The sequence below is a fragment of the Actinacidiphila acidipaludis genome, assembly GCF_019890725.1.
Classification (GTDB): domain Bacteria; phylum Actinomycetota; class Actinomycetes; order Streptomycetales; family Streptomycetaceae; genus Actinacidiphila; species Actinacidiphila acidipaludis.
Genome location: NZ_JAINZZ010000069.1, coordinates 1 through 17042, shown reverse-complemented (window position 1 = coordinate 17042; position 17042 = coordinate 1). Strand labels below are relative to the sequence as shown.

Sequence of the window (17042 nt, the reverse complement as noted above, 5' to 3'; positions counted from 1 at the left end):
GGGGCGGATGGGGCGGGCGGGTCCGGCCGGCGGGCCGGACCGTCGTACGGCGTCACCGGGACGCCGCGGCGCTCAGGGCCAGTCGGGCAGGTCCTGGGGGCGCAGGGTGACGAGGTCGGACTCGACCGGGTCGGGAAGTTCCGCGACCCGGTAGGCCTGACGTTCGGTCATGGTCTGGAAGGTCTGCCGGGCGGAGCGGCCGTTGCCGAACCGCTCGCCGCGCGGCAGCGCGTCGAAGTACGCGCCGAGCGTCTCGCGGGCGGCGTCGGTGAGCTGGTACTGGTGCCGTTCCGCGTGGTGCTCGACGATGCTGACCAGTTCGGGCGTGGCGTAGTCCTCGAACAGCAGGGTGCGGCTGAACCGCGAGGCCAGGCCGGGATTGGAGCCGATGAAGTGCTCCATCTCCTCCGGGTAGCCGGCCACGATGACGACGACCGAGTCCCGGTGGTCCTCCATCAGTTTCACGAGCGTGGCGATGGCCTCGTGGCCGAAGTCGTTGGACCCGGCCGCCGGGGTCAGGGAGTACGCCTCGTCGATGAAGAGCACGCCGCCCATGGCGTCCTCGAACACGCGCTGCGTCTTGGGGCCGGTGTGCCCGACGTACTCGCCGACCAGGGACGACCGGTCGGCCTCGACGAGGTGGCCGCGTTCCAGCAGCCCGACGGCGGCGAGGATGCGTCCGTACAGCCGGGCCACGGTGGTCTTGCCCGTGCCGGGGTTCCCGGCGAAGACGAGGTGGCGGCTGAGCGGCGGGGCGGCCAGCCCGGCCTCCTCGCGGCGCCGGACCATCTGCATGAGTTTCACCAGCGAGGCGACGTCGTGCTTCACCCGCTCCAGGCCGACCAGGGCGCCGAGTTCGGCGAGCAGGTCGTCCAGGCTCTCCTCGGGGACCTCGCCGGCCGCGTCCCCGCGCGGCGCCGCAGGTGCGGCGGCGGGGGCGGCCGGGTCCTGGGCGCCGGCGGTCGCGGCGCGCGGGACCCCGGTGTGGCCCGGGCCGGTCACCGTTCCCGGCCCTGGCCACACCGGGGACTTAACCCGCAGGGAGACGCAGTTCTCCACCGTGGGGGCGGCGCCCTCGTCGAGGCTGATGTCGTCGGTGGTGTCGCGGACGACCAGGTCGCGCAGCACCGGGCCCGCTCCGGCGGCGAGATGGACCGCGGGGAACGCGGTCTCGGAGAAGACGCTGTCCTGGTAGGTGCCGCGGCCGCCCTCGCCCACGTACAGGCCGTTCTTGCCGGTGCCCCTGACGGTCGTTCCGGTGACCTCCGGGTCCGCGTCGCGGGCGACGACGATGCCCGACCCCTCGGTGGCGGTCACCGCGCAGTCCCGCAGCCGCGGCGTGGCCTTCTCCGCGACGACGACCCCGGCGGTGCCGCTGCCGGCCACCCGGCAGTCGCTGACCTGCGGCGCGGTGCCCTCGCCGCAGGTCAGCCCGGCGCGTTCGACCGCGAACACCCGCGCGTCGCGCAGCAGGACCTCGCCCCGCGACTCCACCGTCACGCCGTTGCGGCCCCTGCGGACGGTCAGCCCCTCCGCGGCGGCCGCGGCGTAACCGTCCAGGTGCAGGCCGGACATGGCGCAGTCGGCGGTCCAGCAGTCCTCCAGGGTGATCCGGCCGCGCTCGGAGACGCCGATGCCGTGTTCGGGGGTGTCCTCGACGCGGACGGCGGTGAGTTCGACGACCGCGTCCCCGGCGACGTGCACGGCGCTGAACGCCGAGCCGCGGACCAGGCTGCCGGTCACCCGGGCCCGCGCGCGGTCGACGACGAGGATGCCGTTGCCGGCGGCGCCGCGCACGGTGGTGCCGGAGACGACGACCGCCGCCGAGCCGCGGGCGACGACGCCGGACGCGCGCGGCGCGACGATCTGGCAGTCCGCGACCTCCACGCGGGCGCCGCTGTCGACGGCGACGCCGGCCGCCGCGCAGTCGCTGATGCGGAACTCCGCCAGCCGGACGTCGGAGGTCCCGGTGGCGAGCACCCCGGCCGCGCCGGCTCCGGACGCCTCGCCGCCGGTGATCCGCACGCCCGCCTCGGTGTCCTGCTCGCCGTCGCGGACGGCGCTGCCCAGCACCCGCACGGCCTCGGCGGCGGTGTCCCGCAGTCGGCAGTCCTCCATGACGACGGCGGCGCGTTCCTCGACGAGCAGGCCGTTCCGGCCGGGGGCGAGGATCTCGCAGCCCCGCACGACCGCCCGGCTCTCCCCGCGCGCACGGATCGCGGAACCGCGGACCGACCGGAAGGTGGTGGACGTCAGCTGCGCGGTGGCGGTGCCCGCGACCACGACCCCGGTGCCGTCGATCTCCTCGATCACGGTGTCGTGGACGGTGAGGGTGCCAGAGGTGTCGGCGTGCACGCCGGCCAGTGCCGCGTCCCGAACGACGCCGCCGGTCAGGGTGAGCGAGGCGGACCGCAGGATCTCCAGCCGGCCGCCGGCCACATGGCAGTCCTGGAGTTCGACCGCGCCGCCGGTGACCAGCACCACCGGCCGCTGGCGGTCAGCGCCGAGCACGGCGAGCCCGCGCAGGACCGCGGAGGCGGCGACCTCCAGCGCGGGCAGGCCCGGGGCGGGCGGTGTGATCCGCACGGTGCCGGGACCGTCCTCGGCGGTCAGCGTGACCTGACGGTCCACCAGCAGCCGCTCCTGGTAGTCGCCGGCCGTGATCCGGATCTCGTCGCCGTTGGCCGCGGCCCGCAGTGCGTCGGCGATGGTGTGGAAGGCACCCTTGCGCACGCCCGGCCTGACCCGATGTATCGCGGCGGTCACCCTGCCGTCCCCTTCGTCGTGGTCCCGGTCCCCCGCTCGGAGAAGCCCGGATTGATCACATAGGGGCCGACGGGGCGGCCCCGGTCCAGACGCTGCGCGCCGCGGACGTACCGGCCGTCCACACCCCCGGGGAACAGCACTTCTCTGCGCTCCGGGTGCGGAGTGGCGAGGTCCAGCGTCTCGTTGACGTCCACTCCCCCGGGCGCCGCGATGTCGTAGCGCCAACCGTACCGGCTCAGCGGGCCGGTCACGGCCTCGCCCCCCACCGCCTCGGCCTGGCCGCGCAGCCATCCGATGTCCCGGCTCGCGGTGAGCCACACACTGCCGCCGGCGCCGTCGGGGTCGCCGACGCCGTCGGTGCCGCCGGCCGCGTGGGCGGCGGGATGGACGGCGTGGTCGCCGGGCGGCAGCAGCCCGCGCGCGAAGACCCCGTCGGGTCCTTCGGCGTGGGCGGCCGAGAAGACGTACAGGTCCTCGTCGCCGGAGCGCCAGCGCAGCCCGGGGCTCCACGGCGCGGCGGCGAGCGCGGCCGTGGCGGACCGGCCGGTGGCCGCGGGGGCCACCGGAGTCGCGGTCGGCCGGTCGGCCGTCGCGCCTCCCCCGCCGGGCGAACGCAGCGTCAGCGGTGTGACGGCGACCGGCCGCGTGTCCTCGCCCGCGTACCAGTGCCAGGTGCCGAGGCCGTCGCCGGAGGCCGGGGGCGCGTAGACGCCCCGCAGATCCAGCGCCGGGAACGCGACGGCGTACGCGGAGGAGTGCGGGGTGTCGCCGTTGCGGCCCCACATGGTCCACCGGTCGTTCCCGGCGATCGGGTCGGGGTGGGCGCGGCGGACCGCGGTGAAGGCGGCGGGCGCCGGGGCCGGGGTCGTGGTGAACTCCGCGGCGGGCTCAGGCTCTTCGGGAATGGCGGACAGGGGCGTGGGCCGCTGCGGGCCGGTCGCGGTGGTGCGGCTCGCGGACGGCGTCAGGACCTCCTGCGGCACCGTGACCTCCGTCGTCAGGACGGTGCCGCCGGCCCCCTCCTCGGTCTCGGGCTCCTCGAGGATCGTCGCCAACGGGGACCGGTGTCCGGTCCGCCCGGGCGCGAGGAGGTCCTGCGCGGGCGCGTCCGTCGGCAGCGGCGGCAGTTGCATCTCCTCAGGAACCGGCGCGACGTGCGCGTCCTCCGGCACCGGCGCGACGTGCGCGTCCTCGGGAACGGGCGCAAGGTGCGCCTCCTCCGGCACCGGCGGCACATGCACGTCCTCCGCAACCGGCGGGAGGTGGACGTCGTCGCGCCGCAGCGGTGCGAGGACCAGCGCGTCCTCCGGCGCCTGGGGCACGTACGCCTCCCGCGGCCGCCCCGGCGGCATATGCGTGCTCGCCGGTGTCGCCGGTGTGTGAGCCGGGCGCGCGGGGGCGGCCGGGGGCCGGTCGAAGAACGGGGAGGCGGCGGCCTCGACGTGCTCGGTGATCTCGGCCGTGGGCACGCCCACCGCGAAGGGGACGACGCCGCTGTGCTCGGCGCCGGACCCGCCGTGGTGGAACGTGAAGGTGAACCGCACGCTGCCGTCGAAGTGCTCCATCTTCACCGGCACCTTGGCGTTGGCGAACGTCCGGCCGCCCGCGGCGAGTTCACCGCCGCGCCGGCTGCGGAAGCCGCCGCCGAAGGTGACGGCCGCGCCGAGCTTGTCGACCCAGTCGCCGGCCAGGGCGCCGAGCTGGGCGGTGAGGTAGCCCTGCCGGGCGTGCAGCGCCCGCCGCCCGACCTGCGCGCTGTTCTCGTGGACCAGGGCGACTTCGGCCTTCGGCTGCGGGCGGTCGTGGACCAGCCGCTCGACCGTCGCGGTCGCGGACACCCATGCCTTGCGGCCGTTGACGTGGAACGTCTCGCTCCGCAGTTCCCCGCCGCGGGTCATCTCGGGCAGGGCGGCCATCAGGCGGTCCTTGTGGAAGGACTCCATGACCAGGTCGGAGCGCTGCCTGCCGTTCTTGGTCACCGCGTCCCAGACGCCGCCGTAGGCGTGCCGCCCCTGGGTGTCCAGCAGGCTCCGCAGGGACCGGACATCGGGCAGGTCGCGCACGACGTGACCGGCGGACAGGCCGTCGGTGAACAGCGACGTGGGCGGCACCGGGACGGTCCGGGTGGCGGTCTCCGCGGTCGCGGGTGGCGTGGCCGCGGGAACACGGCGGCCGGTGATGCGGGCGTCCGCCGCGGCCGTGACCGGTACCGCGTCGGCGGTCTCCACCAGGGCCTGGAAGGGCAGTTCGGCCTCGCCGAAGGCCCGGGCCCGCACGCCGAACCTCGTCCGCGTCATGGACGGCGCCGTGCCGGTCCCGCGCGCGGTGGAGTGCGCCGCCGCGGCACGGTCCCTGATCGCCCGGGTCTGGCCGGCCAGCGCGGCGTCGAGTTCGGCGCGCAGCCGCAGGGCGTCCGCGCTCCCCTCGGTGGCGTCGGCCAGCCGGTCGCGCAGGGCGCCGATCCGCGCCTGCTCGCCGCGCACGGCACGGGGGACCCGCTGGTCGACGGTGCGCCCGAAGGGCCGCCAGGACTGCCGGAACTCGACGTGCAGCGTGGCCCGGCCGTCGAACACGCTGCCTGGCACCTTGGACTTGGTGCCGGTGCCGGTCCGCGCCGAGACGGCCGACTCGGTCACGTCGTCGCGCAGGGTCGTGTGCGTCACGGTGCCGCCGGCGAACACCTCGACGGGCAGCACCCCGACCGGGTCGGAGGTGCCGACGACGCCGAGCGACGTCGACGTGGAGACCGCGTGGTCGCGCAGGACCGCGTCCTCCGGTCCGCCGGAGCCCGTCGTGCGCAGGATCGCGGAGTGGAACTCGGTGGCGTCGGTGTTCGCGGCGTGGGTCATCTCGCGCACGCTCGCGGTGACGATCACCTGCCGGCTGCCGAGCCTGACCACCCACGGCTGCCCGGCCATCATGGGCCTGAGCCGGCGCTGGAACGCGTCGGCCGGCAGCAGCGTGCGGAGCTGGTCCTTGGCCGTCCGCCACGCACCGGCCGAGCCGTAGACCCTGGCGCCGGTGGTGTCGAGCTGGTCGAGGACGCCCGCGTGGAAGTCCGCGCCGAGCACGATGTCGCTCGCGCCGAGCAGGAGCGAGTCCTCGGTCCTGCGGGGCGGCCGGTAGTGCTGCGCGGGCTGCGGCCGGAGCCGGGTCGCCGGGTCGACCGGCAGGTCGCGCACCGGGAAGCCGAACGCGCCGCCGGTGCGGACGGTGAGCTGCCGCGTGTCGGTCATGCCGGGTATCCCGCGGGAGACGGTGATGTCCACCGTGTACGCGATCTCGCCCTCGAAGAGGGCGGCCGGCTCGACGGTCTTGCCCTTGGCGACGACGCCCGACCGCGCGTCCAGCGCCCGGCCCGCCAGGGTGTCGGTGTTGCGGGTGCGGCTCAGCGTGATCGCCGTGTGCGGCACCCGGAGCGCCCCGCGCTGCCACAGGCCGCGACGGGCGGTCCTGGTGCTGGTCGTGGCGCGTCCGGAGGTCGACTCCGAGCCCCGCTCGAACTCGAACTTCTTCTCCACGCGCAGGTACTTGGTCATCGTGGCGGTCGCGCGGGTGATCCTGATGTCCGCGGACACCCCGCCGGCGGTGACCTTCGTCCCCCAGCTCGTCCCGGCGGTCAGGCCCGGGAGCCGGGCCGGCAGGACCGCGCCGTCGAAGAACAGGTGCAGGTCGCCCTCGACCTGCTGCCAGCCGTCCTCGAAGGTGCCGCCCAGCTCCTCCTTGAGGGCGCTGACCAGGGCATTGCCGTCCCCGGTGCCGAGCACGGCGTCCCCGGCGCCGATCCGGCCGGTGGTGCGGACGCGCTCGGGCGGCTGGAAGGCCAGCGGGGCGCGGGTCGCTTCCAGGGCGGGGGCGGGGCTGGTGAGCGTCGCGGCCGGCGGCGCCTCGGCCGTCCGTCCGCTCCCGGCGCGCAGTCCCTCGGCGGGCAGCGTGGCCGGGGCCGGCGGGCCGGGGCGTGTGAAGACCTGCGGTCCCGCCGCGTCCTCGGCCACCGCGAACTGCTCGGCGTGGGACTGCGGGACGGCCACCACGAACCGCACCTCGCTCCCAGCGGTCCGCGCGCCGGCGTCACCCGGTCGTCCCACGGTGGTGTCCAGGTGCGCCCGGGCGAGGAAGACCACCATCGGCTCCGGGTACTTCGCGCCGGCCACGGAGTTGGTGGCGCCCGAGACCCCGTTGCCGCTGAGCCGCCGGTCGGAGCGCGACACGCCCAGGGCGTGCAGGCCGACGGTGACCGCGTCGGAAACCGCGGGCTGTGCGCCGCCCTGCAGCCCCTCGCCGTGGGTGACGGCCGAGTTCAGCCGTGCGCCGGCGTCCTCGGTGATCTCGCTGAGCAGGTTGATCTCGGCCGCGTCGAGGGTGCGGAGGTACTCCAGGCCGTCGAGCCGGGCGGTCGCCGACACCTGGGCGTCGGTGCGGAGCGGCACGGTCAGCGGCACGCTGCGGACCGCGGTGCCGCGGGTCATCGGCGGCAGGGACACGGTGAGCTGTTCGCGGCTCACCGTGTCCAGCGCGGAGGTGCGCAGGGTGTCCCACTCGTCGCGCAGGTACTGCCGGCCGAGGTGGTCGACGACGTCCGCCGGACGCTGTGCGCCGCCGGCCGCGGCCGTTTCCGCCGGGCGCTCCTCGCCGAGCAGCACGTCGAGGACGACGGAGTGCTCGGGGAGCCCGTCCCAGACGTGGCCCGCGGGGCGCCAGGCGAGGTCCCCTGCGGCCAGGTGCGGGGCGGCCATCCGCAGCGGGCCCGCGGGGCGTTCGGCCGCGGTGAAGGCGCGCGCGGTCTCCACCGGCCGGGACTCGGCGGCCTCGACCAGGGTCTGGAAGCCGACGTGGGAGACGGCGTGGTCGGCCGCCCCGGTCGCGGCTCCCGCCGTCGCGGCGGCCGTCGCGGCGGCCGGTGTCACCGTGGATCCGGCCGGCACCGCGCGGTGGGTGAAGGTGAGCTTCGCGACACCGTCGAAGACGGCGCCCGAAACCTTCATCTTGACCGCGCTGCCCGACCGTACGGACACCTGGCGGCTCGCGACGCCCTCGTGCTCGTACTGCCCGGACAGCTCGCCGCTGAGGGTCACCGGGCCGGCCTGCAGGTCCGAGCTCTGCGCGCTGAAGCCGCCGCGCAGGGCGCGGTTGCGCCCCTCGGTGAGGGTGAAGACGCGGGTGACGTCGGCGCCGGTGTTGAACTCGGTCTTGTCGGTGGTGCGCAGGTGCTCCATGGACGTCACCTCGGCGGTGACGAGCAGCGCGCCGCGCTCCCCCAGGTCGATCTCCAGGGGATCGCCGCCGGTCATGCCCTTCAGCCGGAACTGCAGGACGTCGAGCGAGTCGAGGCGGGCCAGCACCAGCTGCCGTACCTCCGGCCAGTCCTGGCCGAACTTCCGCTTCCCGTAGGCGGTGAGGGAGGACGGATCCGCGCCGGTGCCGAGGAGTGTGTCCGACAGGCTGCCGGTGGTGCGGCGGCCCTCGCCGTCCACCAGGAAGACGTCGCGGACGATGTCCGTGCCGCCCAGCGCCAGGGTCTGCTCGATCCGGGCGGGCGGCAGGAAGTGCTCACCGGTCGCGGCGGCGCTGAGCGTGGCGTCCGCCGCGCTGGTGGCCACCGGAACGTGCACCGGGACGGTCACGCGGGTGATCCGCCCGGTGTCCGTGGCCCGCGCCAGGTCGAAGTGCCGGCCCAGCCGTCCGCCGACCCCGGAGAAGTCGAACTCCACGCGGACGACGGTGTCGACGGTCAGGGCCGGTTCCGGGGTCTTGCCGCGGCTGAAGACGCGGCTGCCGCCGGCGACGCGATCGGACGTGGTCCGCGTCCAGGAGGCGGACGCCTGCCCGGTGAGGTCGGTGTGGCCGGCGGCCTTGCCCTTGACCAGCAGGCCGGCGCTGCCGCCGGTGAGCCGCTCCCGCAGGAAGCCGCTGCGCTGGAACGACTCGGTGCCGTCCTCGAACTCCAGCGAGGGGAGGGCGTCCCGGGTGGTGGCCTGCTCGACCCGGGCGGTGACGCGGACCTCGCCGCTCCAGCCGCCGACGTCGATGGTGAGCTTCCTGGTCTCGCCGCGAGTCATGGCCGAGAGGGCGGGGAGCACCTCGGTCCGCAGGTCCGGCTCCCACTGGGCGCGGAGCGCGGTGAGTTCGCCGGGGCTGAGCGTCCCTTCGAGTTCCTTGAGTAGTCCGTCGGTCAGCGACGTCCCGGCGGTGGCCGAGGGCAGGATCCGGTCGGCGCCGCCGAGTTGGCCGTGCCGGGTCATGCGGACCGGTGGCGGCGTGGTCGACGGCTGCGGGCTGTGCGGGCTGACGCCGCCGGTGACGGCCGGGTGGTGCGCCGCCCTGCCGGTAACGGTCCGGTCGACGGCGTCCTGCAGCAGCCGCAGGTAGCGGTCGCGCATGCCGCCGTGCTCCAGGCCGTCGGGCCCGTGGTGGTGGTAGTTGCCCATGAGGCTGCCCTCGACCGAGGCACGGCCGGGCGCGGTGGCGTCCCGGTACTCGTCGCGCAGCCCCAGCTGGTGGCCGATCTCGTGTGCGATGTCCTGCTCGGTGGAGTTCACCGACCAGCGGAACTGGTCGGTGAGGCTCTGCGGGCCGTCCACCGTCACGGTCATGTGGGCGGCGGGTTTCCCGGCGGCGCCGTGCCCGGCGTGCTCGCCGTGCCCGGCGCGCTCCAGGGTGACGTGGAGCAGGCTGCCGTCGGGCATCCGGTGCGCCGGGGCGTTGAAGACCCGCTCCACGCCGTGGAGCGCCCTCGTCCAGGCCGCCTCGACCGCGTCGGAGTGGACGCCCTCCCCGGCCCCGAGGTCCACCCGCACGGTCAGGTCCGTCACGCGGTCCTCGCCGACGGAGAACCGGCGCACGTCGAAGGACGACGTGACGGTGTACCGGGGTGCGTGCCGGCCGGCGCCCATCGGGCGCGACACGGGGTCCATCCAGGTGCCGGAGTGGTGCAGCGGCACCGCCTCCGAACGCGCGGCCTGCCACCCCGGGGCGTCCGTGAGGGACGTGCCGGGGGCGGGCGCGCTCAGGGTGTGCAACGGTGCGGGACCGGTCTCCACGGGGGCGTGCGGCGCCGGGGCGTGGACGGCCGCCTCGGTGGCCGGGGCGGTCGCGGGCGGTTCCGTCAGCGCCGCGGACTCCCGTTGCAGGCCGGGGAGCCACTTGCCGTCCGCCGCGTCGGTGATGAAGAAGCGCACCTGCCCGCGGAGGCGGTCGGCCTCGTCGAGCTGGGCCTTCTCCCAGGGCCAGGCCGCCTTGCGCTGGATCGTCTCCTCGTCCTCCGACTTGGCGTGCAGGGTCCCGACCATCTCGGTCGTGCTCGCGTGGTCCTCGGCCAGGGTCTTCGTGGCCGCCGTGAGGTCGTCGGCACCCGTGACCTTTCCCAGGAGGTCCACGTCGCGCTCGGCCTGCATCTTCATCAGGTCGAAGGAGGACTTCAGGAGCACGCCGGCCTTGCTGTTGTCGAGCCGGTCGACGTAGTCCCGCTTCACGCGGTCGAGCTTGACCAGCCGGTCCTCCGCGGTGCGCTGGTAGTACCGGGCGACGTAGTCCCACTCCTGGCCCGGCGTCAGACGCACCGGGCGGGTGGTGATCCGGTTGGTCCACACCCGGTCGGCATCGTGGAAGTCCGCGTGGTTCTCCTGGCTGACGAACCGCCAGCCGTCGTCCCCGCGCCACATCAGGTTCGTCGACTCGGGCAGCCCGCCGGGCTGGACGTCCTGGTACTCGCAGTCCCCGAACCAGTCGACCGGACGCCGGTCCAGCCGGAACCGCTCCGAGTCCTTCCGGTTGGACGTCGGCGACTGGTAGTGCCACGCCGTGAAGCTGTCGCCGTGCTCGCTCCTGGTCACCGCGAAGGCGCAGCCGTTCATGCCCGCGGTGAACACGAAGTCGGGGTTGAAGTCCCCGCCGCGGTCCACCGGGATCCGGGTGTGCCCCACCTGCGTCTCGGCGTGCGTCGACGCGCCCTGGTAGTAGGGCACGTAGTGCGCGGCGAGGTAGTCCCCGGTCCCGCCCGGCGCCGGCAGGTCGTGGCCGCCGACGATCTCCCGCAGTTCGGGGTCGTGCGCGAACTCGTGGGCGTACTTCTCGATGGCAGGCGTCAGCAGGTACGCCGGCCGGCCGCTCTGCCCCTGCGCGCCGTGCGGGGTGAGGGCGAACCAGTGCCGGTCCTGCTTGTCCATCCACTTCAGGAAGGAGCTGTAGTCCACGGCGAGGCCGGGCGTGCGGGTCTCCATGCCGTCCTTCATGCGCAGCAGGACGGTGTTGTGCTCGAGGAAGTCCTTCGGCCCGGTGGTGAACTCGCCCACCGCCGCCGGGTTGTCGTGCGCCCGGACGTGGTCGTCCGCCACGGTCCGCACCGGCTGGGGCGCGCGCGGCGCCACGACCTGCCCGGCCGTGCCGCGGGACGTGGTGGCGTGGCCGGACGACGTGGCGGGCGGTGCCGGGGACAGGGTCTCGACGGCCGCGTGCCCGTGTGCGGGCGGACCCGGGACGTGGGCGACCGGACGGCCGCCCGTCAGGTAGCCGGTGATCGTGCGCAGGTCGGTGGACGCGAAGCCCTTGGTCTTGCTCTTGATCTCCTTGGGCACCTCGATCCCGTGGCCGGCGCCCTTGACCCACTTGGGGTGCAGCAGGTTCTTCATCTCCCGGTCGAGGTCGGCGCCCTGCGCCCTGTCCCCGTTCGGGCCGAGGGCCTGCTTCTTCTGCAGGATGTCCTGCATCTTCTCGAAGATGTACTTGCCGGAGCGCGTCGGCGGGGCGTCGACCAGGAGCCGCTCGTACCCCGAGGCCAGGGCGTGGCCCTTGATGCCCCTGGCGCCCTGCCCGGGTGCGGTGAGCAGGGAGTTCTGCGCCGCGTGCCACTTGGCCATCCGGTCGCCGCCGACGCTGCCCGGCTCCTCCATGTAGCGGACGGTGTGGCCGGAGAGCGCCAGGGCCTCCAGGTTGCCGCTGCGGAAGCCCAGGTGGCGGACGCTCGCGCTGTTCAGGCGGAGGTACTCGTAGAGCCGCATCTGCCCGATCCGGCTGTCCCCGCCCCACGTCCCGATCGTCGCGCCGTGGCGGTCCGGCTCCCAGAAGTTCGTCAGGTCGTGGACGTCAAGTCCCTCGTTCCGCAGCTTGCCGACGATGGCGCCGTACTTGCCGTAGTCGCCCTTCACGGCGGACGCGTCACCGGCGATGACGACCAGCGGCCCCTTGCCGCCGGTCTGCGCGCGGTGGAGGTTGAGTTCCGTCAGGATCTGCTGGACACCGGTGTAGGACGTGTCGTGCTCGACGTGGACGTCGCCCTTCTTGCCGCTGAACCGGGACCAGAGCACGATCGTGTCGCGCTCCGGTGAGGGGGCGATCTTCAGCCCCTCCAGCCACTGCCCGAGCGTGTCCTGCGCGGCGGGCGGGAAGCCGGTCTCGTCCAGTTTCCAGTGCGCGCGCACCGTCCGGCGGACGCCGACGGAGAAGTTCTCCGCCACCCAGGTGGTTCCCGCGGCGACGGGCATGAAGCGCGGGTCCTTCCGGAGGTTCCTGGTGACGCCGAGGATCTCCTGGGCCTTGGTCTCGGCGGCGGCCCCGGCGTTCTTGTCCGCCGGTTTCATCTCGACCAGGTGCACCCGGTCCTTGCCGATCCCGCTGTCCTGATAGAACTTCGCGATGCTCGGGCCCTTGTCCTGCGCCGCCCGGTCCGGGATCCCGGTGACCACCACGACGTGCAGGTCCTTGTCGCCCATCAGGGCGGCCGCGATGCCGAACTGGTCGCCGGTCGCGTAGCCGGGCTGCCAGAGCACCCGCTTCTCCGCGCCCGACAGGCCGTGGAGTGCGGTGACCAGCTTCTCGCCCAGCTCCGGGCGGCCGATGTGGGCCGCGAGCGCCTTTCCGAGGCCGGGGGTGGTCAGGGCGGCGGCCCACCGGGGCTGACCGAGGGCGGCCGAGAGGTCGAGGGCGAGGTCCGCGCGCGCCGCCCCGTTCTTCTCGATCGCGGCGGCCAGGTCGCGGCCGGCTTCCGGCCGTCCGAGCGCCGCGGCCAGGTCACGGTCCAGGCGGGGGTTGCGCAGCACGAGCTGCGCCCGCTGGACGTCGGTGAGCCGCAGGTGACCGGCCGTCAGCTCGGCGGGTGCGCCGGGCGCGTCGAAGTGCGTCAGGTCGGCCTTCAGCGCCGTCGCCTCGGCCCGGCTCACGGGCGTGCCGTCCAGCCGTCCCAGGCGGACCCGGATCGCGTCCGTGAGATCCGCCCGCGCCACGTCGGGGAGAGCCTCCGTCAGCCGCGCGGAGCCCTGCACGGCGGTGTGCCCGGTCACCGGCGGTGTGCCGTGCGGCACCTCCTCGCCGCGGCCGACGCCCCGCAGGCCCTGTCCGCCACGGCCGCCCCGCACGGCCTGCACCCCGCGTCCGGCGCCGCGGCCGCCCTGCACGCCGCGGAAACCGCCCCGCCCACCGCGGCCGTTGCCGCGGAACTGCTGTCCCGCCGGGGGCACATGGCCGGTTGTCCCGGGGAGGGCGGGGAACAGCTGGATGTCCGTGGCGAACCGCGCCCGCGGGTCGAGCAGTGCGGCCTTCTCGGCGCTGAGCCCGTGGTCGACCCCGGTCAGCCACGACAGGATGTCCGCGGAGGACTTCAGCGGCGCGGCGCCGCCCTTCTCCGCCAGGAGCTGGGCCTGCACGTGCCCTTCGCCGTCCACGCCGTTCACCAGCGTCAGGTCGTCCCCTTCCCCGACCAGCGTGCCGGAGTCGCTCGCGGTGTCGAGGTGGGCGGTGTCCGCGACGGTGCCGGACGCGGCCTGCGCGGGGACGTGAGCCGCGGTCAGGTCGCGGGCCCCGGCCAGGTCGTGGCCGAGGCTTCCGGCGAGCCGGGTGACCAGGTCCTCACCGGCCGTCTCCATGTGCCAGCTTCCGGACGCGTCCCCGGTGAATCGGATCAGCGCGCCACGGCCCGGCCGGACGAAGTCGACGGAGAGCTGCGTCGCCTGTCCGTCGGCCAGGTGCGTCACGAGGCCGCCGAACTTCTCGGTGACGATGTCCCGCACCTGGTTCCGCAGGTTCTCGCGTACCGAGTGCGCCTCGTGGCGGAGGTCGGGCATCTCCACCGTGAGCTGCACGTGCGTGGTGGCGGAGCCGTCCGCGGACTCGGTCCGGTGGACGGTGAAGGGACGGTCGGCCACCGGCGCGAGTGACCGCTTCTCGAAGGCGTGCCACGGGACGACGAGACCGTGCGGCCGCTCCCCGGTGACGCCGTGCAGCAGCCCGATGTGCTCGCCCAGCCGGTCGGCGTAGGCGCCGGGCGCCGCGTCGTGCCACCAGGTGTGCGCGTCCATCGCCCGGTCGTGGCCCGCGAGTTCGACCGTAAGGTGCGGGTTCTCGCCGGCCGGCACGTGCTGCACGCTGATCCGCAGCCGGCCGCCGTCGACGGTCCGGCCCACGCCGCCGAACCGGCCGGCCACGCCCGTGCGGATCCGCTGGAGCACACTCTCGGCGTGCTCGGCGGCGCCCTCGCCGGTGAAGGCGACCTTGACCTTGACCTCGGTGACCTCGAAGCCGTCGTGCCCCTCGACCCGCCGGGCGTCGAAGAGCGGTCCGGTGTGGAACGGCGGGCGCGGCTCGACGTGCTTCTTGAGCGCCTCGGCCAGCCGCGCGCCGATCCGCTGGGCCCGTTCGGTGCGGATCTGCTCCGGGAGCTGTTCCTGCAGCTGCTCCTGCGTGTGCCCCGCGCCGGGCGCGTCCGTGGTGGACGGCAGGTCCTCGCCGACGTGTCCGGTGGCGGGCGGCGGGCTCTTGGGCTCGGCGGCCGGCGGCGCGGGGACCGGTTCCCCGGTCTCCGGGGCGGCGGGCAGCGGCTCACCCTGTTCGTGTCCGGGGGTGGTCCCGGCCGGCGCACCGCTGGACTCGGCGTGGGGCGGATCGGGGACCGCCGTGTCGTGCGGCGGCGTGCCGTCCGCGGCGATGCGGGGCCGGTCCAGCGGTGCGGAGGTGCGGGCGTTCAGCGACTCGTGGAAGAGGTTCTCGTGCTGCGCCTCGTGCCTGAGCCACGCCTTGATGTCGTGCTCGATCGTCGACCAGGCCTTGTCGTAGGCCTCGACGGTGCGCTCGCGGAAGTCCTTGCCGAGCTGGTCGATGGTCTGCTCGCGCACGGTGTTGCGGAAGCTCTGCACACTGTCGGGGTGGCCGACGATGCCGTGGAAGTCGCGGGCCGCGGCCGACAGGGTCGTCTCGAGCTGGAGTTCGTGCGAGAACCGCAGGTGCAGTCCGGCCGTCAGCTCCTTGAACGCCTCGTTCCAGGGCCGCGCCTCGACGACGCGGCCGGCGTCCCCGGGCCCGCCGAAGCGGAAGTCCGGCCGGCCCATGTGGCCGAACCAGTGGTTCTCGACGGCCCGGTCGACGGCCGTCTCGAACTCGCCGCGCAGCCGGGTGCGCTGGGCGTCGTTCAGCTCGCCCTCGATCAGGTGGAAGTCCCGGTCGAAGTCTTCCAGCACGGAGTCGAAGACGCGCCGCGCCTCGGTCATCCGGAACTGGCGGAACTCGGCGAACCGCAGCCGCGCGGAGAGGCTGTGCTCGCCGGTCGCGCGGCCGACGTGGGTCTCCCACCCGCGGCCGTCGCCGAGGGCGCCGCCCCTGCCGCCCCCGCCGGGGCCGTGGAACCGGGTGTGCGCGGCCCGAAGGTCCTTCTGGAAGTCGGCGCGGGCCCAGCCGCCGGTCTCCTCGTCGAGGTGCGGGTGACCTCCCGTCAGGTCCTCCTCGCCCTTCTCCAGTTCGGTGTCGAAGCTCTCGGTGGCGTGCTGGATCCACCGCTCGCGGTCGCTGAGCCCGGCGATCTCGTGCGCGAGGTCGGCGCGCAGCCCCGCGAGGCTCTCGTCGCTCAGCGAGCCCGCGGCCAGGTCGCGGCCGCCGCCGGGTCGGCCGGGAGCGGGGCTCTTCACCACGTCCTTGTCCACGGCCGCCGCGTCGTGGGCGCCGAGGGCGTCGCCGACGGCCGCGTCGATGTCGCGCCGCATCTGCTCGGCGAACGGGCGGTCCACGGCGCGGCCGTACTTCAGCATCATCTGGAGCCGCAGTTCGTGGAGACCGGCGGCCGGGCCGCCGTGGTCGGCCGCCGCGAGGTCGTCGGTGCGGCCGGCCGCCGCCAGGTCGTCGGTGCGGGCGGCACCCGCCGCGTCCTCGGGCGGCAGGTAGCGGCCGCCGAAGAGGTCGTCCCGGCGGAAGTCCTCCAGCGCCTTGGCGAAGTCCTGCTCGAACAGGTCCATGGCCCGTTCCCGCTGGGCGATCCGCTGGAAGTGCAGCGGCATCCCCTCCTGCAGCCGCTCGTGCACGGCCCGCCACTGGCCCTCGGGCACCATGCCGCGCTCGTTGTGGTCGGCGAGCTGCTGGTAGGCGTCGTGCAGGTGCTGCCGGTAGGAGTCCTCCGCGAGCTTGCGCGGCGTCCGGTCCTCCGGAGTGAACCGCCCTTCGACGCGGTCCTCCTTGAGGTAGTGACCGCCGAACAGATCGGAGGCGGTGAAGTCCTCGAAACCGCGCAGGGTCTCGGCCGGCAGGTCGCCCGTGGCGTGCTCGAAGCGGGACTCGACGATGAGCTGCCGGTCGAGGCCGGTGTCCCGCTGCTCGCGGAAGCCCTGCCAGGCGGCGCCGCGCTCCTCGCGGGTGGGGGCCGGGTGCGCGGACGGCTTGGCGGGGGCGGGCGGCGGCGCGAACCGGTCGAGACGGGACTGGATGCCGCGGACGTCCATGCCGAGCCGGGCCAGGTCCTGGCGGGCGGCGTCCACACCGAGCGCGGCCTGGTGGGCGTCGAGCTTGGCCGCGGCCTGGTCGACGTCGGCGGACGGCTTCTCCAGGCCGCCGCCGAGGTCGTGGAGGACCTGCTCGGCGTGCGCGGCGTCGGAGACCGCCTGCTCGTACTTGTTCCAGGCGGCGAGCCGCTGGGCGCCGATCCGGCCGCCGACCCCGCCGGTCACGGCCTCGAAGCGGCTCCTCGGCGGGCGGGCGGCGGCGCCGGGGCCGGTGTGCGGAGCCGGGGCCGGGCGCACGGCGACGTGCGCGGGCGTCGCGGCCAGGGCGACCGCCTCGCTCTCGGCCGCGGCCTTCGGCTGATGGAGCGCCGCGGCGGCGCCCGAGGTGTCGCCGGTCCCGGCGCTGCGGCCCGCCAGGTCGAGCCGGTCGAGGGCGGAGACGCCGTCGTGGCCGGCCTGGGACGTCATGCCGTGCCCGCCGGCGCCCTCGGTCAGCTTTCCGGCGTCGGCGTCGAACCGCGTGCCGTTCTCGGCGAACGTGCCCGCGCCGGGCGCCAGATGCCACCCGTTCTCGGTGAACTTCCC

Annotated in this window: 2 protein-coding genes; both read right to left on the bottom strand. The window is 74.9% G+C overall.

What is annotated here, in order from left to right; all coding sequences use genetic code 11:
• Window positions 1-72 precede the first annotated feature (72 nt).
• Window positions 73-2766: a right-handed parallel beta-helix repeat-containing protein gene (locus K7862_RS32435; protein WP_222968552.1), complete on the bottom strand. Its 2694-nt coding sequence runs from the start codon at window positions 2764-2766 to the stop codon at window positions 73-75.
• Window positions 2763-16925 (bottom strand): scabin-related ADP-ribosyltransferase, encoded by a 14163-nt coding sequence (locus tag K7862_RS32430; RefSeq protein WP_222968534.1) that lies wholly within the window; start codon window positions 16923-16925, stop codon window positions 2763-2765. Before K7862_RS32430 ends, K7862_RS32435 begins: the two co-directional genes overlap by 4 nt.
• Window positions 16926-17042: the final 117 nt, after the last annotated feature.